20 protein-coding genes are annotated in these 20,789 nt (G+C 57.7%); 7 read left to right on the top strand and 13 right to left on the bottom strand.

From position 1 onward, the window contains the following. The first annotated feature begins 395 nt into the window (after positions 1–395). The gene (locus tag QMG56_RS11930; protein ID WP_281822733.1) at positions 396–3,143 is read left to right on the top strand and encodes an Eco57I restriction-modification methylase domain-containing protein; all 2,748 of its coding nucleotides are present in this window, start codon (positions 396–398) and stop codon (positions 3,141–3,143) included. 106 nt (positions 3,144–3,249) lie between these two features. Next, positions 3,250–4,956, top strand: a complete 1,707-nt coding sequence (locus QMG56_RS11925; protein ID WP_281822732.1) for a hypothetical protein — start codon at positions 3,250–3,252, stop codon at positions 4,954–4,956. Here the strand turns inward: QMG56_RS11925 and QMG56_RS11920 are convergent. Beyond that, positions 4,914–5,807, bottom strand: coding sequence for a hypothetical protein (locus QMG56_RS11920; protein WP_281822731.1), 894 nt, complete (start codon positions 5,805–5,807; stop codon positions 4,914–4,916). The two genes, QMG56_RS11925 and QMG56_RS11920, sit on opposite strands and share 43 nt — an antisense overlap. 218 nt (positions 5,808–6,025) lie before the next feature. On the opposite strand from QMG56_RS11920, the gene QMG56_RS11915 reads away from it, so the two are divergent. Together QMG56_RS11915 and QMG56_RS11910 are read left to right on the top strand one after the other, a co-directional pair. Next, entirely contained in the window at positions 6,026–6,565 is a 540-nt protein-coding gene (locus QMG56_RS11915; protein WP_281822730.1) for a DUF4102 domain-containing protein, read from the top strand. A 383-nt stretch (positions 6,566–6,948) separates the two neighbouring features. Then, the gene (locus tag QMG56_RS11910) at positions 6,949–7,557 is read left to right on the top strand and encodes a TetR/AcrR family transcriptional regulator (RefSeq protein WP_281822729.1); all 609 of its coding nucleotides are present in this window, start codon (positions 6,949–6,951) and stop codon (positions 7,555–7,557) included. A 124-nt stretch (positions 7,558–7,681) separates the two neighbouring features. On the opposite strand, the gene QMG56_RS11905 is transcribed toward QMG56_RS11910, so the two are convergent. Further along, positions 7,682–9,658, bottom strand: a complete 1,977-nt coding sequence (locus QMG56_RS11905; protein WP_281822728.1) for an NAD(P)-binding protein — start codon at positions 9,656–9,658, stop codon at positions 7,682–7,684. Positions 9,659–9,903: 245 nt separating this feature from the next. Here QMG56_RS11905 and QMG56_RS11900 point away from each other — a divergent pair, with 245 nt between their 5' ends. Then, positions 9,904–10,398 (top strand): nuclear transport factor 2 family protein, encoded by a 495-nt coding sequence (locus QMG56_RS11900; protein ID WP_281822727.1) that lies wholly within the window; start codon positions 9,904–9,906, stop codon positions 10,396–10,398. Between the two features lie 43 nt (positions 10,399–10,441). After that, entirely contained in the window at positions 10,442–10,816 is a 375-nt protein-coding gene (locus QMG56_RS11895; RefSeq protein ID WP_281822726.1) for a cytochrome c family protein, read from the top strand. Between the two features lie 316 nt (positions 10,817–11,132). On the opposite strand, the gene QMG56_RS11890 is transcribed toward QMG56_RS11895, so the two are convergent. The 6 genes from QMG56_RS11890 to QMG56_RS11865 all read right to left on the bottom strand — a co-directional run bounded on the left by QMG56_RS11890 (position 11,133) and on the right by QMG56_RS11865 (position 15,604). Then, entirely contained in the window at positions 11,133–11,267 is a 135-nt protein-coding gene (locus tag QMG56_RS11890) for a DUF3363 domain-containing protein (RefSeq protein ID WP_281822803.1), read from the bottom strand. Between the two features lie 101 nt (positions 11,268–11,368). Beyond that, on the bottom strand, positions 11,369–12,187 hold the full coding sequence (locus tag QMG56_RS11885; RefSeq protein WP_281822725.1) for a 2-keto-4-pentenoate hydratase: 819 nt from the start codon (positions 12,185–12,187) through the stop codon (positions 11,369–11,371). A 9-nt stretch (positions 12,188–12,196) separates the two neighbouring features. Beyond that, a complete protein-coding gene (locus tag QMG56_RS11880) occupies positions 12,197–12,703 on the bottom strand; it encodes an aromatic-ring-hydroxylating dioxygenase subunit beta (protein ID WP_281822724.1) in 507 nt (168 codons plus the stop codon). Beyond that, the gene (locus tag QMG56_RS11875) at positions 12,700–13,956 is read right to left on the bottom strand and encodes a Rieske 2Fe-2S domain-containing protein (RefSeq protein WP_281822723.1); all 1,257 of its coding nucleotides are present in this window, start codon (positions 13,954–13,956) and stop codon (positions 12,700–12,702) included. The genes QMG56_RS11880 and QMG56_RS11875 overlap by 4 nt, the downstream gene beginning before the upstream one ends. 14 nt (positions 13,957–13,970) lie before the next feature. Continuing rightward, positions 13,971–14,489: a nuclear transport factor 2 family protein gene (locus QMG56_RS11870; protein WP_281822722.1), complete on the bottom strand. Its 519-nt coding sequence runs from the start codon at positions 14,487–14,489 to the stop codon at positions 13,971–13,973. Then, positions 14,486–15,604, bottom strand: coding sequence for an amidase (locus QMG56_RS11865; RefSeq protein WP_281822721.1), 1,119 nt, complete (start codon positions 15,602–15,604; stop codon positions 14,486–14,488). Before QMG56_RS11865 ends, QMG56_RS11870 begins: the two co-directional genes overlap by 4 nt. 185 nt (positions 15,605–15,789) lie before the next feature. Between QMG56_RS11865 and QMG56_RS11860 the strand changes: the two genes are divergently transcribed. Then, on the top strand, positions 15,790–16,200 hold the full coding sequence (locus QMG56_RS11860; protein WP_281822720.1) for a MarR family winged helix-turn-helix transcriptional regulator: 411 nt from the start codon (positions 15,790–15,792) through the stop codon (positions 16,198–16,200). On the opposite strand, the gene QMG56_RS11855 is transcribed toward QMG56_RS11860, so the two are convergent. From QMG56_RS11855 to QMG56_RS11835, 5 genes are read right to left on the bottom strand one after another with little or no spacing between them, the layout of a single operon-like run. Further along, on the bottom strand, positions 16,139–17,374 hold the full coding sequence (locus tag QMG56_RS11855; RefSeq protein ID WP_281822719.1) for an MFS transporter: 1,236 nt from the start codon (positions 17,372–17,374) through the stop codon (positions 16,139–16,141). The genes QMG56_RS11860 and QMG56_RS11855 overlap by 62 nt on opposite strands. A gap of 50 nt (positions 17,375–17,424) precedes the next feature. Next, positions 17,425–18,225 carry a 3-oxoadipate enol-lactonase gene (gene pcaD, locus QMG56_RS11850; protein ID WP_281822718.1) on the bottom strand — a complete coding sequence of 267 codons (801 nt, stop codon included), beginning with the start codon at positions 18,223–18,225 and terminating at the stop codon, positions 17,425–17,427. Further along, a complete protein-coding gene (pcaF, locus tag QMG56_RS11845; protein ID WP_281822717.1) occupies positions 18,222–19,424 on the bottom strand; it encodes a 3-oxoadipyl-CoA thiolase in 1,203 nt (400 codons plus the stop codon). The genes pcaD and pcaF overlap by 4 nt, the downstream gene beginning before the upstream one ends. Beyond that, positions 19,417–20,070, bottom strand: coding sequence for a 3-oxoacid CoA-transferase subunit B (locus QMG56_RS11840; protein WP_281822716.1), 654 nt, complete (start codon positions 20,068–20,070; stop codon positions 19,417–19,419). Before QMG56_RS11840 ends, pcaF begins: the two co-directional genes overlap by 8 nt. 1 nt (position 20,071) lies before the next feature. Beyond that, positions 20,072–20,776 carry a CoA transferase subunit A gene (locus QMG56_RS11835; protein WP_281822715.1) on the bottom strand — a complete coding sequence of 235 codons (705 nt, stop codon included), beginning with the start codon at positions 20,774–20,776 and terminating at the stop codon, positions 20,072–20,074. Positions 20,777–20,789 lie beyond the last annotated feature (13 nt).

Below are 20,789 nucleotides of genomic sequence, written 5' to 3'. Positions count from 1 at the left end.
CGTCAACCGGTTTGGAAATCGCAGGAATTCGCTATTTTTGACGTAATTCGATTTGAACCTGTCGCTGGAATCAGGGCAAGTCAAATTTGACTGAGAAGCTGCCATGTCGAAAAAATGGCATTATATTAAGCATATTCAGATGCTTAACTCCTGCGATTTGTCGCGTACGGTGTGTATTGAACTGTACCCAACTGCGAGTCTCGGCCCAGCATCATTCGCTCTTTCCACCTCGTCGGCCTGCGTCGCACTTCCCCAAGGATGCGCAGCGCCTGCGGTGCTTGAGCAGGTCGAGTGTTGAAGGCAGGACTCCGTGGCGACGGTCCACGATAAAGACGCTGTGGCGCTCTTCCCGGCACGCGTCCCGCTCAGTAAGGTGCCTCCAAAGGGGTTCCTGCTTGTCTGATTCAGCGCTTTTCATTTCCGGTTCTCTGTTCACGACTGATTATCTGGCTGAAGCCATCAAGGCTGATCCAGCATATCTCGCGATAGAGGTGGACGGCCTTCGTATTGCGCTGGAGAAGATCGCCGCTGCATTCCCGCAAAGTCACAAGACCAACGAGAGCCAGACGGAGGACGACTTCATCTGGCCGGTTCTTGGTGCGCTGGGCTGGGCGGAGTCCTTGCGACAACAGAATTTGACTGTCAGCGGGCGTGACGATGTGCCCGACGGCCTCCTGTTTCTGGACGCAGGCGCCAAGGCGGCTGCCAATGCGCAGCAAGAGCAGTGGAAGCGCTATGCGCACGGTCTGGCTGTAGTTGAGAGCAAGCGCTGGGCACGCCCGCTTGACCGCGCTTCTGGCCGCGACGAGGCCACTGCGCCGTCAACCCAGATGTTGCGCTATCTGCGCCGAATTGATGACCTGACGAGCGGCCGGCTCCGCTGGGGCATCCTGACCAACGGCACCAAGTGGCGTCTCTATTGGGCAGGCGCGCGATCGGTTTCCGAAGAGTTTTTGGAAATCAATCTGAGCCGAGTGCTTGCGCTGGAAAGCGGCGATGATCTGTTCGCTGACGAGGCCACGCGCGAACATTGGCTGCGCGTCTTCGCAGTCATGTTCTGCCGCGATGCCTTCATCAAGACCGGCACGGACAATCGCTCGTTCCATGAACGCGCGCGGGCGGTGGCGGCGTTCTACGAAGAACGGGTTGCGGCCAGCCTTTCCAGGCTGGTGTTCGAACAGGTCTTCCCCGATCTGGCCAGCGCCATCGCCGGGGCCGCGCCGCAGGCCTCGCTGGAGGATGTGCGGCAGGCCTCGCTCGTCCTGCTCTATCGCCTGCTGTTCCTTCTCTACGCTGAAGATCGCGACCTGTTGCCGGTAGGCGAGAAACGGTATGACGATTACGCGCTGCGCCATCAGCGTATTGAGGTCGGCAAGCGCATTTCCGAAGGCGACGTGTTCTCCGCCTCCGCTGGCAAGGTTTGGGCGCACGTGGCCGATCTGGCCCGGATCATCGACAAGGGCGACGCCTCGGTCGGAATCCCGCCCTACAACGGTGGCCTGTTCGCAGGCGACGGGACGCCGTTGCTCGATTCCATCCGCATTCCTGATAGTGTCATGGCTCCGGCGCTCGATGCCCTGTCCTATGAACGGTCATCCGGGGAACGGCGTTACATCAATTACCGCGACCTTTCGGTGCAGCAGCTTGGTTCGATCTACGAACGGTTGCTGGAGTTCGAAATTGTCCGTGCCGATACCGGCGCACTCTCCGTCCGGCCAAACCTGTTCGCCCGCAAGAACAGCGGCAGCTACTACACGCCTGATGAACTGGTCGGCCTGATCCTCGATCAGACGCTGGAACCACTGATCGCTGAACGGCTCGATGGCTTCCGTACCGCGCTGGACAGGCTCGACCCGAAGGATTCGCGCGATTACCAGATCGGTGATCTGAACGCGGCTGACCCGGCGGAAGAAATCCTCAAACTGCGCGTGTGCGACCCGGCGATGGGATCGGGGCATTTCCTCGTCTCGCTGGTCGATACGCTGGCCGACCATGTGCTGGATGCCATGGCCGAAGCGCAGGCACTGGCGGCGGAGGCCGCGCCGCATCTGGAATACATGTCCCCACTGGCCCGCAAGATCGAGGACATTCGCGCCACCATCTTGCGCAATGCCAAGGCGGCAGGCTGGACCATCGACCAGGCCCAGCTTGATGACCGCCACATCGTGCGCCGCATGGTGCTTAAGCGCTGCGTCTATGGCGTGGACAAGAACCCGATGGCGGTGGAGCTGGCCAAGGTGGCGCTGTGGCTGCACACTTTCACGGTAGGTGCGCCGCTTTCGTTCATCGACCACCATTTGCGTGCGGGCGACAGCCTGTTCGGCCTCTGGGTGCGCGATGCTATCGACAAGGCGGGCGCGCAGGGCGGCGAGCTTCTGCACATTGGCCCGCTGCGCGAGGCAGAGGCATCGGCGGCGGCGATGGGGATCATCGAGCGGCTGACCGACGCCGAAATTGCCGAGGCGCACCAGTCCGCCGCGACCTGGTATGGCGTGCAATCGCAGATCGGCCCGCTCGACAGCTTCGTGTCGTTCCTCCACGCGCTGGACTGGCAGAACCTCAGGCTGCCGGTCGACAAGGCTGCTGTGCGCGCGCTGCTGGATGGCCAATTTGGCAACCCGGTGGAGATCATGCTGGGGCGGCAGGAGCCTGTCGCAAGGAAATCCGCAGCCGCTAAGGCAGGCATGACTGACCGGATGAAGAAACAGCGTTTTGATGCGAACGAACTGCTGGCGGCTGCCGAACGCATCCTGGCATCGGCCCGCGCGCTGATCTCCGAGGAACGCTTTCTTAACTGGCAGATCGCCTTTCCCGGAGTCTGGGAAAAGTGGAGCAGCGCGGAACGTGTCGGCGGCTTTGACGCCGTTGTCGGGAATCCGCCATGGGACCGGATCAAGCTGCAACAGGTCGAATGGTTCGCGGCGCGCAAGCCGGAAATCGCGATGGCCCAGCGCGCTTCTGATCGCGCCAAGCTGATCGCAAAGCTCAAAGCCGACGGTGATCCTCTGTGGGATGATTTCACCCATGCCGAGAGTCGGGCGGCGGATACGGCCCGGATGGCGCGTTTCAGCAGCGGCAAACCAACGAAAGACCCCGAAACTGGAAAGTCGGTTCCAGCGCCTTCGGATATCCGGGCGGGATGATGGGGGGAACTGTTCGATGACCATGCCTGATTGGCTGAAGGATGGGCTCGAAATCCTGGCGGCCCTGTCCGGGAACAAGAACTGGGAGGAGTGGGCGAAGACCGCGTTGGGCCTTGCTGCCTTCGTGCTGGCACTCTGGCTGGTCTGGCAGGAGTTTGTGCGCTGTTTTCTGCTGCTTCGCAGGGTTCACCACATGTCGCGGCGCGGGGGCTTTTGGCAGATCCTGAGGACAATGGTGCGCCTTGCTGCAACCGATGGCGCGCTATTTTCATTGGACCGGCGCACGCTGTCTCGGCGGACACGCATTCTGATTGAGCACGAACTGCTTGGCGAGACCCCGAAACCGCTGCGGGATTGGCGCGATGGCGGCGAAGCATGGTCAGAGGCATTTCTGCCGGTTCGCCTGTGGGTGGCCATGCGCAACTACGTCCGGACTTGGCGCGCCTATCTGCACAGGAGCCGAGTATGGTGGCGGGACATCGGCCCGGCGTTGAAACTACACGGCGACTGGACCATCTACGTCGATAATCCATCGCTGGTGAACGCCAAAATCGACGAAATCCAGAGCTATTTCGAGTGTCTTCGCTCGTTGGGTTATGAGGGAAGCGAAGGCGATAGATTCATTTGCCCTATCGAAGTGAAAACAGGCTTCATTGCGCCGTTGCACCTGCTGACGGGCCTATATGCGAAATTCGACGAGAACTGGGGGCCAATCATCCGGTCATTCGATCAGGATGTGGATGCAGGTGGATATACACCGGATGCTGCGGTGGACCGGGACCTCAGGCAAATCCAGTTGTTTATCTACAACTGCTGGTTACTGTGGGGGCCAAGCATTCCGATTTGCGAGTGCAGGAACTGGAACGCGCGCTATAGTGTGATACAATACGGCTTCGGGGACGAAAACAACTCCATCGAGCTTGTCGGCAGGACCAAGCTGATCAAGGAGGCATTGGCCGAACTGCTGCATGCGCAAAAGGAGCAGGAACGCGCCACCCGCACTGTCGGTGCCCAGCGTCCTGAAATCATGCCTTTTCTGGGCATGGCGATACCCGCAAACGTCAAAGGGCGGCTGCGATTATCCGGGAGCCTTGGAGGGCGTTCGTCCGAGCAGGTCAATGCGCTGCCGATTGCAGCGCTCAAGAGCTGGGGCGGATTGCAGAATGAACGACCTGTCTTGTTTATTTCCGAAATCGACTACACCAACGCCGTGGACGGCGACGTCGAAAGTCTGAACCGGGATCGTGGGCACATTGCAGTTGATGGCAACGCGCTGCCGTCCCGATATTATTCTGCCTATCTTTGGGTCGCGATTGTGGTCCTTTTACCGACGCCAAATGGACTCACCCCGCTCAGCCACACGCAGACGCTGACACCGGAACCTTGGAAGGACTTCATTCCCTTCTTCGAGCACGGTAATCTTGCCGACCCGGAAAGCTGCCTTTTCGGCAAGCGCCAGCTCGCTGTAAAGGTCGTCACCGGGCTTGCGGCGGCGCTTAAAAGTTGGGGTACGGACCGAGACCCGCTCCATTTCGCCTTTGCCAGTTCGATTGACGAGCCGGGATGTGGTCACGCCCTGGCTCACCCGGAATGGGATGGACATGTGACAATGCGGCACCTGATCGGCCAGGCTCTCGAAGACCTTGCTCGGACGGATCGCGACGTGAAACGCTTACGCGACGAAAATCTGCTTCGCATGGATTACTTCAGCGGTGCCCCGCAGCAGCACCCATTTTCATCCTGTACTTTTCCTGAGATCGTTTCGTCCCACTACAAGGTGATTGATGCAGCCAATGCCGACCTCAGGTCTTGAGGCCGCTCGATATCTGCAAGCAATTTATTCGGATCGGTCAAGCCGGCCAAAAATGCCCGAGGGTCGAGAAGCCTTACATTTTCGCTCCGTGCCGCCATGCCATCAAGTGTCTCAAGCTGGGCGGCGACTTGCGGTGCGCCATCGGGCGCCTTTCCTTTCAGAACCGATATTCCGAAAAAACCAGCAAGATGATGGCGTAACAATGCAGGATCGAGGATAGGGCCGGGAAGCCCCAGAACTGAATAGACAAGCGTCTCGTCAGCTTTTTGATCTGGGGAAAGCGGTGGTTGAATATAGGGGAAATCGACGACGAGGGCGCCTACCCGCGCCCATATTCCTAGCCGTGCGAACTGATCCATGCCGCTATGCGCAGAATCTTTCTCATAGGCTTCACGTGTCATGCGGAAGGGATCGTTCTGTTCGATGAAAATCGCCACTCTGTTGGAAGATAGGGCGTTGAACAGCGAACCGATCATATCCGACAGCGACTGCATGAAAATTCGTAGCGCACCTCGCCCGCGCGCAGAAGGGCAGATATACAGATAGTTCAAGTTGGCAGTGACGGGGGCTTCGGCCGATGGAGGAGCGAGCGCAATGAAATTGGCTCCGCCAATCATCTCGCCCGAGTGCTGGTCGTTTGCGACCACACACAGTTCTCGGAACTCTCCAAATTGTGCTACTAACCGATTATGTTCATTACCATAATTCAGTACAAGACAGTCGCCGAACCCTTCACGATTTTCAGTTTCGTCCGGAAGAGTGAATGCCTGTTCATATCCCTCGAAAAATTGATCGAACACCGTTCCATGTGCGGTGTCTGTTAGTTCCAAAGACAGAAGCAGCTCGTTCATGATCCGCCTTGACCACACCTCGGGCCGACGGGCAAGTGCGACAAAAGCGAGATTATGATGTGCCGCCGCATCGCTTCCGTGCCGATTCGCGGTCAACACTCAGCAGACGATTCCCGCTTTGAGAATTGAACCCATTTTGAATCTGAAGGTGATGGACCGATTGATGGATTGCTAGCGTTAAGACCTATAAATTGATAATTATATCAATGCTATGTTCGATGAATTGGATTCCGGCTCGGGCCTCCAAAATTCTGTCTGGCAACGTCCGCCAACAGTTGAAAAAATCCCTGATTTCCGTTAGTTTTGTGGTATTCGCTGATTGTCGGCGGATGCCTCTGTTTGCCTGCGATTGCGCATGGTGGGGGCTTAACCAAGGGTCCTGGCGGCCCCCAATGGTGCTGATCGTTACCGCTATTCGAAATGCCAAGCCGTACAAGGTCGCTGACTCCCCGGGCTTGTATCTGCTTGTCAATCCAAGAGGCAGCAAGCTTTGGCGAATCAAATACCGCATCGACGGCGTGGAGCGGAAACTGTCGCTAGGGACGTATCCCGATATTAGCTTGGCCGAGGCGCGCGCTGCCCGGGATGCGGCTCGTAGGCAATTGACTCATGCAGTCGATCCCAATGCAGCCAAACGACAAGCCCGCATCGAGCCGAGTATTCAGGCCAGCAACAGCTTCGCGAGCGTGGCCGAGGAATTATTAGAGAAGAAAGCGCGTGAGGGGTGGGCTGAACCAACGCTGGAGAAGATGCGCTAGTTCGTGAAACTGATTGGGGCAGAGTTCGGAAAGCGACCTGTCACCGATATCACGCCTCAGGAATTTTTCATGAACCGCAAAAGCATGAACGGCGTGTCCGGCGATGGAGGCGCGAATACACTAACAATCAACACGGACCACTTAGTGGGGGGCCGGTCATCTTTCTGAACGGTTGCTGCGCAAAGGACGCGGGTGATCATTCAGCGCGTTCGTGAAAGCACCCCATACACTCAAACCTATTCCGGTTGTTGAATTCAAACGGCACCGATATAGCGAACCGCATGTCAGAAACCGGAAATATCAAGAGATATACGCAAGCTCGCGGCAGGGCGCGAAGGGAAGCGTTGTTGTTGGCCGCCCGCGCATTGCTTCACGAGCGGACAATGGACGAGATTACCTTGCCCATGATCTCCGAACGTGCGGAGATACCCGCAAGCTCCACTTATCATTTTTTCTCCGACGTCCGCGTTCTCTACAAGGATCTCGCCCGGATGATCACCGATGAAATGAGCCTGATCGCGCCCGAAATCATAGCCTATCAACGCTGGCAGGATTGCGTTGGCACCTTCATCCAGACCTCGGCCGCCTATTTCAATTCCGATACCGCAGCCCGGCAACTGCTGCTTGGCCCCCAGACCGCACATGACATCAAGCGCGCAGCCTGTCACGATGATCTGAGATTTGGTGCGGTGCTAAGCAACCTCCTTGAATCCATCTATCATGTTCCTCAGATGAGAGATCCTGTCCTCGCCTGCTTCTACGCGATCCAAATAGCCGACACTTTCTTTAGCCTGTCTGTGCTTGAAGATGGCATCATCACTGATCAGATGCTCGATCAGGCAATTCTCGGTTCAACATCTTATCTCGCCAACTATCTGCCGCCCATCCTTGAGATGCGCAACAGCATGCCCGTCAAGCATCCTGGACGCAGGACGAGCGGCGCAGGCGATGCTGGCATATTCAAGACGCGGAAGACCGTCTCGGTCGCTTGAATTAGATGGATCACATTGGCGCGCAGGTTTCGGCAAGCCAGATCAAACCATGACCGTCACGGGCGCCGCCGCCCTGCAACGATCATGGTGCCTTCATCCTGATCAGTGCGCTGATGACGCTGCTTTACAGATTCATGTCATGTATCTGTTTGGCGGCCCGCTCACCCTCACTAACGGCCGTTTCCCACATCTGCGCGCCAGCCAGTTCCGAATGCGAAAAGGCGATGCGGTGAAATGGCGTCTGTAGCACGTCCTTCGGCGCTTTCTTGCCATCCTTGCCAAAGAAGAATCCAGGCGGCCCGACAAAATAAGCATGGCCCTGACGGTTGGTGATAATCCCGGCAATGTCGCGCTGGTCGTCAAAGCCATAGGGGGCGAACATCTTGGTGAACTGCTCGCGGACCTGCGCCTCGATATCGGCATAGGACATCGAGAAGAGCTGCATCCGGGCTGCGGTGCACTGGTCAGGAAAGGGCATGCTTGGCAGCAAAAATGGGATGTATTGTGTCAAAACCACAGGCTTGTTCGGGTCAAGCGGCTGTGTCTCGTGTCCATCGACCACAAGGTTACGCCGCAAGCTGGTCCACCAGCCCAGCCCCTCAAACCAACGGATGCCCGACGCGCCCAGTTTGTCCAGAAATCGCCAGTTCCTCAGCGCAACATTGATAACCAACATCGGTGCATGGTGAAAAGCGCTCATAGCCTCCCGATAATCCGTACTGATATCATGGCAGATACGCCGGTTGGCGTGCTGCTGACCCGCGCAAATGGCAGCCTTGGCGCGAACGCTCATAAGCTTGCCGTTCTGGTCATAGGTTATGCGAACAGCCTTCGCCCTGGAGGGTTTGCCCTCGTGCACTACCGAAAAGACCGTGCTGGACAAGCGCACCCGCAAATTTTGCCCTACGCGATCCAGCTGGTCCCACTGCACAGGACCGGTCATGACGTCATATACAGTGTCAGCGCCACCGATCGCTTCGGGCTTTGCTTGCTTGAGGAGCTTCCGTGCGATCATCGTATTGCCGCCGGGGAAGGTGGCCAGATACAGGACGTCAGTGGGGTCCTGACCATCGAACTGGTAGCGATAATAAGCATTCACGCCAGGCTGGAGGTAATTATAGGCGGAATAGGCCGAGATAATCTCACCGCCTTGCCCGCAACCCATACTCGCCATCACGGGGCTGAGTATTTCGAGCACACCATCTATGCAGTCATCCGGAACGCCGGCCACATTGAGCAGGAATTCCTTGTAGGTCATCGAATCCAGCCATTCCGCCCAGTCGTCCCGTTTTGGCGGCGTGCGAAAAAGCTCAAGATCGACCAACGCTTTTTTTAACTTCTCAGAAATGGGCGCATCCTTGAAGCCATTGCGCCAGGGATTGGAAACCATCCCCTTACCCTCATAGTAGAACGCAGTGTCTCCCCGCTCCCAGGAAATGTGCATAGGGCCCCACGCATCCTGAGGGATTTCCATGGGCTTGCTGAGATTCTTGCCGGTCTGAAAGGTAAATTCTTCTGGAAAGCCAAGCTCCTTTAAGATCGGCGCCGCAAAACCAAGAGCAGATGCCTTGGCGAACGGCACAACGATGCCGGTCGACCCTTGGGGGGCGGTAAGTCGGTATCCATCGACATCGAATTCATTTTGCTTTGCTTCACCGCCGAAGATCGCATGCTGATCGAGGATCAGGATTTTCGCCGTGGGATTTGTCTGTCGGAATCGATAGGCTGAAGTCAGGCCCGATATGCCAGCGCCGATGATGACCAAGTCATACAGTTCGTCAACAACGGGCGCGGTGGCGATCCGTTTGTCGAGTTCACCATTCCGGATCTGCCCATGCGCAGCGTTGACGACGGCTGCAGTATTGCCATTTTTGCCCGCATAGTCGCCTACGCCGCCGGGGCCCGTCCAATCCGTACCAAGGCCGGTCATAGGGTGATCGATGGTCTGGGCATTGGCCGATGCAGTAAGGCTATTAGGGGCGGCGGCCGTCAAAAGCGCGGCACCTGAGCCCACGAGCGTGCCTCCAATGAAGTCTCGACGCGTCACCGTTTTATTACGCTTCTCTTCCATCGGACCCAAAAACTCCCAAAAGACGTTCATATGTCGTATTCAATCGACTTATAGGCAGTCTCCACTGCAATTGGAATATCTCGCTGAGAATTCTTAATAGGCTACAACATACTCGTATTGCTACATTTTCTGTGAAGTAGCGTTTCCCGCTTAAGGGTTAGGCTTTTCAGAAAAACACGAACTGGCTTGACAATATAAACCGATTCGAACAGATACTCGAACGTATTCGAGACGGACAATTCGCTTTCGCTGATCGGTTCTAAACAGGAATTTTGATGAAAACTCTAATGGCCTCTTTGGCATTAATCCTCGCCGCGACCGCAACTCCAGCAATGGCGGGTGAAGCGCCGGTCGGTAATTTGCCGGAGCCGAGCGAGAGGATTGCGGCCGATTTCCGTCAGCAGGTGGACGCTCTGTATCGCATGAAGGAAAAAGCGTTCGCGGCGCAGGATGCCGACAAGATCGTCGAACAATTCTATTCAGCAGACGCCATTACCTTCGGCCCGGAGGGCAAGCCGGTGATCGGACGGGAAGGATTCCGCGCTGACTACAAGAATGTAGTGAAAGTCGCTGATGTGAAAGTCGAGCCGATTTCCAATCACATCGGAACGGACGCCGCTTGGGAGTGGGTCAATTTTCGCGCATTCCCGCGCGATACGGCACAAAAACCATTCACCTTCATCATGCTGTTCGTTTTTGCCAAGAAGGATGGCAAGTGGATTTCCGGAGGCGATGCATACACGTTGGGCGAGTTTCCGATAGTTCAGTAAATTCGGCTCACCTTTTCGAATAGCAAGGCAAAGGGTTGATCGAGTGCCAAATCACATAACAACGCTGGCATTTTCCTGCCTGATTGCCTTCACGGCAGCTTCGCCGGCCTCAGCGCAAGATGCAAAATCCGGTGCAGCCATCTACGCCCGATGTGCAATCTGCCACTCAAATAGTGGCAAAATCTCGGTCGGCCCGCCGTTAAATGGCGTCATCGGCCGTAAGGCTGCGAGCGTTCCGAAGTTTGCCTATTCCCGCGCGATGATGGCGCAAACTATTACATGGGACAAAGCCAGTCTGGACAAGTTCCTGAGCGCTCCGCAGGCAATGGTGCGGGGCACAAAAATGGCTTTCGTCGGTTTGAACAAGGCCAAAGACCGGCAAGACGTTATAGCCTATTTGGCCACGCTAAAGAAATAAAACCGGCAAAACTGTTATTCCCAGCAGCTTAGCGGAGGCTGCTAAGCCCTTGCGTCACTCCGCTTCGATCGTTTGATGTCTGGCGGGCCGCAGAGGCTAAAATTAGCTTCCGTGCCGACGCTGCATTTATTTCATAGTGATCATATTATGCAGCCGTATAGAAAACTTGGACGAGGCGATTAGCAAGTTGCCGATCGTCTATTGCGTTGGCGGGCGCATGATGAAAGATTCCGACCTAAGGCACCCTGATGAACATGCGGACATCTCTTGTCGAGAGCCGCTCGGAGATAGTTACCCCCCCCCGCTGACTCACAAATTAGATGGCAGCCGTCGACCGACAATCCGCTCGCGTTTTCGGACGCCACGGCAACAGCGTGAAATCCCCGGCGCGTTCGATCAGGGCAAACCGTCCGCTGACAAGCCCTACTGGACCGCGATACACGCCGTCGATCCGGGCAGGGTCTGCGCTGCGCTAACCCGATGGCTCCATGCAGCCCCTGTTGTTTCCCACCCTGTGAAATTTTTATATGGCACAAATAGTGACTTCTCTATTCAGCGCGCACAACCCCGCTCCGCGTGAGGTTGTGCGACCGCAGGTATGACCTCACAATCAATGTCACCTACACCGCCGAATGTCGCTACACACCGCTGTCCAATCGTCACCACATGCATACCGGTGATCGCGCCTGTCGACACGATGTCGCCACGACGGATGGCCCGGCCTTGGCGCGCTGCCTCGCCGAGAGCGAAAGCAAAGGCTTCCAATGGTCCGCCAGGTACTGCAGCGGCACTTGCCTCCGCGATAACTTCTCCTCCGATGCGCACCATGCAGATAAGGTTTTGCCAGTCTCGCTCCCGCCAATCCAGTATTTCCGGACCAACGAAGAGTCCATTATTGTTGCCGAAGCCAGCGATCGTCACCAACGAGCCAAGTTCGTTGATCGACGCCAGCGGGCTGCCAGCGATTTCAATACCGACGTTCATGGCGGCCACCAAGGCGGACGCTTCCTGAGCAGTCCAATCCTGCTTGTCGGTAGGCGCATCGGCAGCGGCCGAGATCATAACCTCTGCTTCGAATACCGCGACCCCGCCAAGGAAGGCGGGAAAATAATTCGTTGCACTCGCCTTGGTCACGGTCTGCGCGAACACCGGGCCGATGAAGCGTTCTGCGCCTAACGATCCGACGAGATGAGGCTGAATACGTCCAACTTTCCAGCCGACAACTCGGTCGCCCCAGCCAGCAATTGCCTTTTGCTGCACGCGATAAGCCGCATCAAGGCTTTCTGGAAGCCGCCCCGGATAATCCGCAAGGCCTTGCGCAGTGCTGCGCGCCTCCACGAAGCGAGCAGCAGCATAATCTATATCGTCCATGAGTGTCGCCTAGAGCAGATAACCGATGCCGTGTTGATAATCGTCGCAATTTACGAGCGTGACAACCTTGCGGTCGATCTTCAACCCGTCGTCTTCGCGCACAATGCGATATGCCACGTCTGCCGCAAGTATCCGCATTCGCTCATACTTATATTCGGCAACGATCTGAGCGGCGCGCAGTGTCAAGCCGCCATCGTCGGCCAACTGAACGAAGCGCGAAACGGTGCGTACGGTCCGCGCCGGCGGGGCAGACGACATGGAAAAGCCCGACAGCAGGCGCTTCACCCGTGCAGCGCGCATCTCCGCATTGTCATTTACTATGTTGAGCCTGTCGTCATAATCATCGATGCCACGCTCAGTCGGAATGATGTACCGGCCATTTTCGGTCCAGAGCGGAAGCCATTGCTTATAATCAAGCCGGTCGAGCATGTCTGCTTCCGCCCAGATGAAGGCGGTCGCCTCGGCCAGAGTCGGCACATCGATCGACGCGATACCTGGGTCCATCATGATAGTCATGCCGTCATCATCCTTTTCCACATCTGATAAGCAGCGCGCATGCCAGTCTCGGCGCTAACGTCACCGGCATTATGGCCAGGTTCGGCGCAGCCCTCAGGGGCATCTACGCCGCGGTTGAGCATTATCCAAAGGTCCTGGCCCGAACGCGCGCCGCGTTGAACCCGCTCCCAGCCCTCGGCATCGTCCGGCGTGCCAAAGCCCATCGGCCCCTGAAAATGTTCGTGCAAGCGAAGCCGCATGCGGTTGGCTGCCGCAGGTCCACCATCCATACCGATCGCGACATGGGTGATCTCGGTTTCGTCGACCTTGATCGGGCGCAATACGCGGAAGAAAGCCATTGAACAGGCCACGTTGGGGAAAAGGTTGAGGTTGAACCCCGCGCCCCCGACTGCGCGAACGATTTTGCGCACCTGATCGTCCGGATACCCTTCTTCTGCCAGCTCTTTGGCGAGATCCATGAAACGCTGCGGGATCGGAGCATCGAGATTTTCCTCAAGGTCGATCAGATCGGGAATCATAACCATGACGCTGTGACCATTGCCGAGATCCTCTACCCACCCCCCCTGGCCGAGCACGTCGAACACATTTTCCGATTCAGCGTCGAGCGAATCGAGAAAGGTCTTGTGAACGATTGGGAAATGATAAGCGTCAGTGGTGTTTTCGAGCTGAATTTTCCAGTTACCTGGAAAGCGGAAACGATGTTCGCCTAGTGCCTTGACGGGATAACCGCCGCCCTGCTTCATGAACAGGTCGATCCATTTGCGTGCTGGCCCCAGGTAGTCCACCAGCGGCTGGATATCCTGCTTGAACGTAGCGAAGATAAGCCCGTTATACTCCTCGGTCCGCAGTGAGACGAGGCCATATTCGACACTGTCGAATTCAGCCGGATAGCCCGCCTTATGCGGCACCTTGCGGAGGCGACCGTTCGGTTCATAACTCCAGCCATGATAGGGGCAGACGAACACGCTCGCCTTGCCCTGCCGCTTTTCGCAGACGCTCGCCGCGCGGTGCCGACAGCGGTTAAGAAGGGTATGAATCTTGCCCTCCTTGTCACGCGTGACGATGACTTGTTCGAGGCCGACATGCGATGTCTTGAAACTATTGGGCGATGCTATGTCACTGCTGTGCGCGACCCAGACCCAGGTGTTCTTGAAAATCCGCTCCATTTCCTCGGTGAAAATATCGGCATCGGTATAAAGCGGAGTTAGCGCCCGATCAGGGCGCACCATCTCGGCAAGGTCAGCGTTGCTCATGATCTCTCCTCGGTTCAATTGTCTGGCACGGAAATTGGTGCAGTGTCGGACCAGTGGTCCACATCACGCGAAAAGATGTTCTCGGTAATGAAATGGGACATCCGCCAGCGGCTATCCTCGACGCGGCAATGGATCGTAAGCGCAGCACTGCGCAGATCCGATCGTCCGTCGCGATACGTGGACGTCTGCAACATGGTCCACAGGCCGACGGCCGTATCGCCTGACACCGTGATCGTCTCGCTTGAAAGGAAATGCGCGTTCATCGCAAAGTGCGGTTGGGGAACGGCATAGCTGCCGAGCATCGCAACGATGGCGTCGCTTCCTTCGTGACGACCAAACGCCTCGCGATATCGCCCTCTTCCTTCCCACAGCGCATCGCAGGTGAAGCAATTGCGCAGATCGTCCATCGATGTGTCAGGACCGAGCGTGTCACAAAGGCGGAAATATTGCATGACCACAGCGCGGACTGCGTCCTTGGCGTAAAGATGCGACAATTCGGCACGCAGCGCCGCAATTTCGTTCTGCTCGCTCATACCGCTTCCCCCGACACCCGACGTGCCACAGCACACAGATGCGCGTCATTCATGTGGGCACCGACCAATTGGATTGCGGCAGGAAATCCTCCGGGGCCGTCAATGGGGATACAGAGCGCCGGATGTCCCGTCAGGTTGAAAGGACGAATAAGCGACGTAAGTCGGAGCATCCGCGCGGCATCGCCCAGATCGTCCAGCCTGGGTGGGACCGATGGCAGGACCGGCAGGACCAGCGCGTCGACGTTAGCCAGCGCATTATCGACAATGGCGCGAAAGCGTTTCCGCACCGCCTCCGCCGCCGCGACCTGGGCGGGGGTGACGCTGGCAGCCGCGCGAAGTCGTGCCTGCACGTCGGCGCCCATGCGAGGATCTTCCGCCAGTGCGCCGAACAGTTCCCACATTTCGGCAGCCATAATCGTGACGCCAGCCTGAAATGCCTCCTGCAGACCGTCGAGCGGTGTCTCGATCAGCTCAACGTTGGCACGCTGTAGGGCCGTTCTGACCGAGGCGACGATCTCCTCGTCCGCTTCCGTTGCGACCCAGCCGAGCCTAACGGCGGCAGGGATCGCTGCCGCCTGAAATGTCGGATCGATGAGCGACATCCCCATCTCCAGACCTGCAACATTCCGCGCGAATGGGCCCACACAATCAAGGCTGGAGGAAGCCGGCGTGCAGCCTCTGCGGCTGACCCTTCCGAAGCTGGGCTTCAGGCCAGCCACACCGCAACAGGCAGCCGGCATCCGAATCGAGCCACCAGTGTCAGTACCAATCGCCACATCCGCAAGCCCAGCAGCGATTGCCGCCGCTGACCCACTGGACGATCCACCGGGTATCAGGTCAGGGTAACGTGTGTTGCGTGGGGTTCCCAACCATCGGTTTACACCTGTCACGCCATAGGCAAGTTCGTGCATATTGGCCTTGCCGACAATGCACCCGCCCGCCGCAAGTATTGCCTCCACAACGTCAGCATGACGACTCGCAGGAGGAGCGTCGACCAGTGCTTCGCTCCCCGCTCGGGTCGGCCAGCCCGCGATGTCGATGCAATCCTTGATGGCCACTCTCGGCCCGTCCCCGCCGAGGCGGAATTGCTCAATGAAAATTGCGTCCTTCGCCATCGAACTATACCTACGTTGAATATTCAACATGGGTATAATGATCTAGGTTGAATATTCAACCTGGATTTTGCTATTGTTGTCGAAAGGACCGAGATGAAATGAGCAGAACGAGGGAACCCAGCATCACCTATCGCAGCTGGCCCTTTTATTGGCTTGCTCGCGCAGGCGGCCGCTACCGGGCGCGCATGGAAGAGATACTGCGACCGACCGGGCTCGACATGCCGCGTTGGCGCGTGCTCATGGCACTACATCAGGATCGCGTGGCTAGCGTCAGCGAAATTGCGGCGCATACAATCGAAAAACTTCCTACCATGACAAAAATCATTCAACGTATGGAAGTCGACGGCCTTGTCCTTCGGCAGCCCCGCCCGGGCAAAGAACGGGTGATGGAAGTGGTGCTAACCGACCAGGGCCAAATCGCGGGCGACGAGGCATGGCGGTCTGCCGCAAAACTTTACGAGCAGGCCTTTGCTGGAATGAACGCCGAAGAGATCGATCATCTGAACGCTCTCCTTAAGCGCGTGGCCGAGAATCTCAGTGGGCCTGTGCCCGCGTCGGTCGAGTCTCTCTCATCGCCCACACCGACAGGAGACTGAGTAAGCAAAGTATTCCGATATAGATCGCCACAGGCACCGGCGAACCGTACCGGGCAAGCAGCGCCGCTGAGATCAGGGGCACCACGCCCACTATCACCGCGGCCACCTCATGAACGAAGGCCAGACCGGAATAACGCACCTCTGGTTCGAACAATTCGCTATACATTGCGGGCTGCACGCCAATCATCGCAGCGTGACATAAGCCGTTGCCGATAACGAAGGCAAGGATGATGAGAGGCGTCGAGCCAGACCCGAGCATATGCAGGAAGGGATAAGCGAAAGCCGCCATTGCCAGGAGGCCCGCCATATAGACCGGGCGACGCCCGAGCCGATCCGAAAGGGCACCGAACACAGGCATCATAGCGCTGTCGCATATCATACCGAGCATGACGCCTATTAGAAGCACGTCCGTGGAAGCGCCAACCGAAGTGCCATAGACCAGCGAAAACGTAATCAGCAGTTGCGATCCGCCATTCTCGCCCAATCGCGCGCCGATGCCGAGCATCAAGGCACGGGGATACCGACGCAGCAGCGCCACCACAGGCAGAGCCGCAGGGTCCTTCCCCTCTTTCAGCGGCGCGGTTTCCATGACTCGTTTACGAATGAATATGCCAGCAGCGAAGATCACGATGCTTGCAAGGAAAGGAAGTCGCCAACCCCAAGCATAGAAGTCCGCGTCGGGCAGTTGTCGGACGAGAAAGAAGGCAAGTGATGAGATGACAAAGCCCAGGCTTACGCCTGCTTGGCTCCAAGCGCCGAAGAAGCCGCGCCGATGCGCAGGTGCGTTCTCCGTAATTAGCAGCACACCCCCTCCCCACTCGCCGCCCGCTGCCAAGCCTTGAACTAGCCGCAAGACGACGAGTAAAGCGGGCGCCCACCAGCCGATCTGTTTGTAGGTCGGAAGCAGACCCATCGCAAAAGTCGCCACCCCCATTATGGAAAGCGTCCAGATAAGAGCCGCTTTGCGTCCATAGCGATCACCGACGTGACCGAACACAAGTCCGCCCACCGGTCGCGCAACAAAACCGACGGCATATATCGACAAGGCCGCCAGCGATGCGGCCGTCCTGTCGCCCGTTGGAAAAAAGAGTTTGTTGAAAACTAACGCAGCCGCAGCGCTAAAAAGGAAAAAATCATACCACTCAAGAGCATTGCCAACAACCGATCCGATCACCGCTCGGCGCACACGACGGAGATCTGTTTGCGGAATGGCTGCCGCCCCCGTCAAAGGACTATGCCAACGCCGCAGAAATCCAGGACGGCCTTGGAGAACGCCTCGGGCTGCTCAACATTCGACAGATGAGCTGCCGTCAATATATGGAGCGTCGCGCCCCGTATGCCGGTGGCAAGCAGTTGGGCGTGCTCGATTGGCGTAGCGGGATCCGCATCCCCGGCGATGACGAGCGTAGGAACGTCGATCAATGGTAGCAAGGGACGCTGGTCCATATCGCGGATAGCGGCGCAGCAGCCTGCATAACCCTGCGGCTCCGTAGCCAGCAGCATCATGCGTACAGCGTCCAGTGCCGCGCTAGCTTCGGCATTGAAGGCAGGCGTGAACCACCGCTCCAGCACTGCGTCGGTCATCGCGCCCATGCCCGCGGCAAGCACCAAGCGGATGCGCTCGTCCCAACCTGCAGGCGGACCCATGTAAGCGGATGTATTGGCAAGCACCAGACGCTCTAGCCGTTCTGGCGCCCGCCAGCCGAGCCATTGCCCCACCATGCCGCCCTTCGAGAGACCGCAGAAATGAAAACGGTCAATCCCCAGCGCGTCGGCCAGCTCGATCACGTCCCGGCCAAGTCGATCGATCGAATAGCTTCCCGCAGGCGCATCGGAACGACCATGCCCTCGGCTATCGTACCGAACAACGCGAAAGTGCGCAGCGAAATGGGACATCTGCGCTTCCCACATCGCCATCGCCGTACCAAGCGAGTTTGACAAAATAAGGAAGGGAGCCCCGTCAGGGCCGTCTATATGATAGGCAATCCGGCAATTATCGCCGGTAGAGACAATACCCTCGCTCATATCCGCTCTACCGCCAGGGCAAGCCCCTGCCCTACCCCAACGCAAAGGGTCACCAGTCCTAAACGACCGCCTTCTACTTCCAGGCGATGAACAACGGTCTGCACCAGACGCGCGCCCGACATACCCAAGGGATGGCCAAGCGCAATTGCGCCTCCCTTTGCGTTGACATGAGCAGCGTCGTCGGGAAGTCCCAAACCACGCAGGACCGCTAGCGATTGGCTGGAGAAAGCTTCGTTAAGCTCAATTGCGTCAAAGGCGCCGATGGTAAGACCCAGGCGTGCGAGCAGCTTATTGACCGCAGGGATGGGGCCGATGCCCATCACCCGTGGGGCAACTCCTGCGCTGGCCATCCCCACTATCCGCGCTCTCGGCGTAAACCCAAATCGTTGCGCCGCGTCCTCGGTTGCGACTATCATAGCGGCCGCACCGTCGTTTACGCCCGAAGCGTTGCCAGCCGTGACTGTGCCGTTGGGGCGTACAATCGGTTTAAGGCGACGAAGATCATCGAGCGAAGTCTCGGACCGGGGATGCTCGTCTCGCTCGACTATCAGATCGCCTTTGCGCCCATGGATCGTGACCGGCATGATTTCATCCGCAAAAAAACCAGACTTTAGAGATTCCGCCGCCCGCTGTTGGCTGCGTAACGCAAATGCGTCCTGATCGTCTCGTGAAACGTTGAAGTCGGATGCTACATTCTCGGCCGTTTCGGGCATCGAATCGACACCATATTTTGCCTTCATCAGCGGATTGATAAACCGCCAGCCGATTGTTGTGTCCTCGATGGAAACAGAGCGTGAAAAGGCACTCTCTGCCTTGGGAATTACGAACGGGGCGCGGGACATGCTTTCAACGCCGCCCGCGACAATTATCTCCGCATCACCAGCGCGTATCGCACGCGCGGCGCTGCCGACCGCATCGAGGCCGGACGCGCAAAGCCGATTGATCGTCGATCCGCCGACGCTTTCCGGCAGGCCGGCGAGCAAGGCAGCCATACGGGCGACATTGCGATTATCTTCGCCGGCCTGGTTGGCACATCCAAGGATGACGTCATCGATAGCCGCTGCGTCCAGCGACGTGTTCCGCGACATTAATGCGGCGATCGTCATAGCCGCAAGATCATCGGGCCTTACGCTCGCAAGCCCGCCGCCAAAACGCCCGATAGGCGTACGAATGGCATCGCAGATAAAGGCGTCAGGCATCAACAGAGGTCCTTCCAATGATCGGCGCGCCAGTTTTCGCACGAAGCTCCTCCTCGTCAACGCCTGGAGCCAAGTCGATCAGCCTGAGCATGGACGACGACCGATCGACTTCCAACACACCCAGATCCGTAATGATGAGATCGACCACGCCTGCCCCGGTCAACGGCAGCGTGCAGCGTTCCAAGATTTTCGGCGTACCGTTCTTGGAAACATGCGTCATTACGACAACGACGCGCTTCACACCCGCCACCAGATCCATGGCACCGCCCATGCCCTTCACCATCTCCCCCGGGATAGTCCAGTTGGCAAGGTCGCCGTTCGCCGCGACCTCCATAGCCCCTAATACCGTCAAATCGATATGGCCGCCGCGGATCATCGCGAAGCTGTCAGCCGAAGAGAAGAAGCTGGAGGTGGGAAGCGCTGTAATCGTCTGCTTGCCCGCGTTGATCAGGTCGGGATCGGCCTCCCCCTCATAAGGGAACGGCCCCATGCCGAGCATGCCGTTTTCCGATTGAAGCGTTACGCTGACACCGTCAGGGATATAGTTCGCGACCAGCGTGGGAATGCCGATACCCAGATTGACATAATAGCCGTCCCGCAATTCCAGCGCTGCCCGCGCCGCCATTTGTTCACGCGACCAAGGCATCTTACGCCTCCCTCTGGCGCGTGGTCAGTTTTTCAATGCGCTTTTCGTTGATCGTGCTCTTCACGATACGATCGACGTAAATGCCAGGCGTGTGGACATGATCGGGATCGAAGCTGCCATCAGGCACGATCTCCTCAACCTCGGCAACGGTAATGCGACCCGCCGTCGCCATGTTCGGATTGAAGTTTCGGGCAGTCTTTCTGAACATCAAATTCCCTGCGCTGTCGGCGCGCCATGCCTTCACAATGGAAAGATCCGCGCGGAGCCAAGTTTCCCGGACATAAGCTTCGCCCTCAAACTCTTCGACCGGCTTTCCGTCGGCCACTATCGTGCCGACGCCAGTGCGCGTGTAAAAAGCGGGAATGCCAGCCCCGCCCGCGCGGATACGCTCCGCGAGCGTACCTTGTGGATTTAACTCCAGTTCCAACTCTCCGCTGAGGTAAAGCTGCTCGAACAGCTTGTTCTCACCGACATAGGATGAAATCATCTTTCGGATCTGGCGGCTCTCCAACAGCATCCACAGACCAAAATTATCCGCGCCGCAATTGTTCGAAATCACCGTCAGAGATTTAACGCCCGCATGGCGGATCTCCGGGATGAGGCTCTCAGGATTGCCTGAGAGCCCGAAACCTCCGGACATGATTGTCATCCCGTCAAATAACAGACCCTCTAGGGCGGCGGCGGGGCTCGGATAGATTTTGCTCATCGGATCAGGTTCC

It is taken from the genome of Sphingobium sp. BS19, from assembly GCF_027925545.1.
Lineage (GTDB): Bacteria > Pseudomonadota > Alphaproteobacteria > Sphingomonadales > Sphingomonadaceae > Sphingobium.
This window is presented reverse-complemented; position numbering and strand designations above follow the sequence as displayed.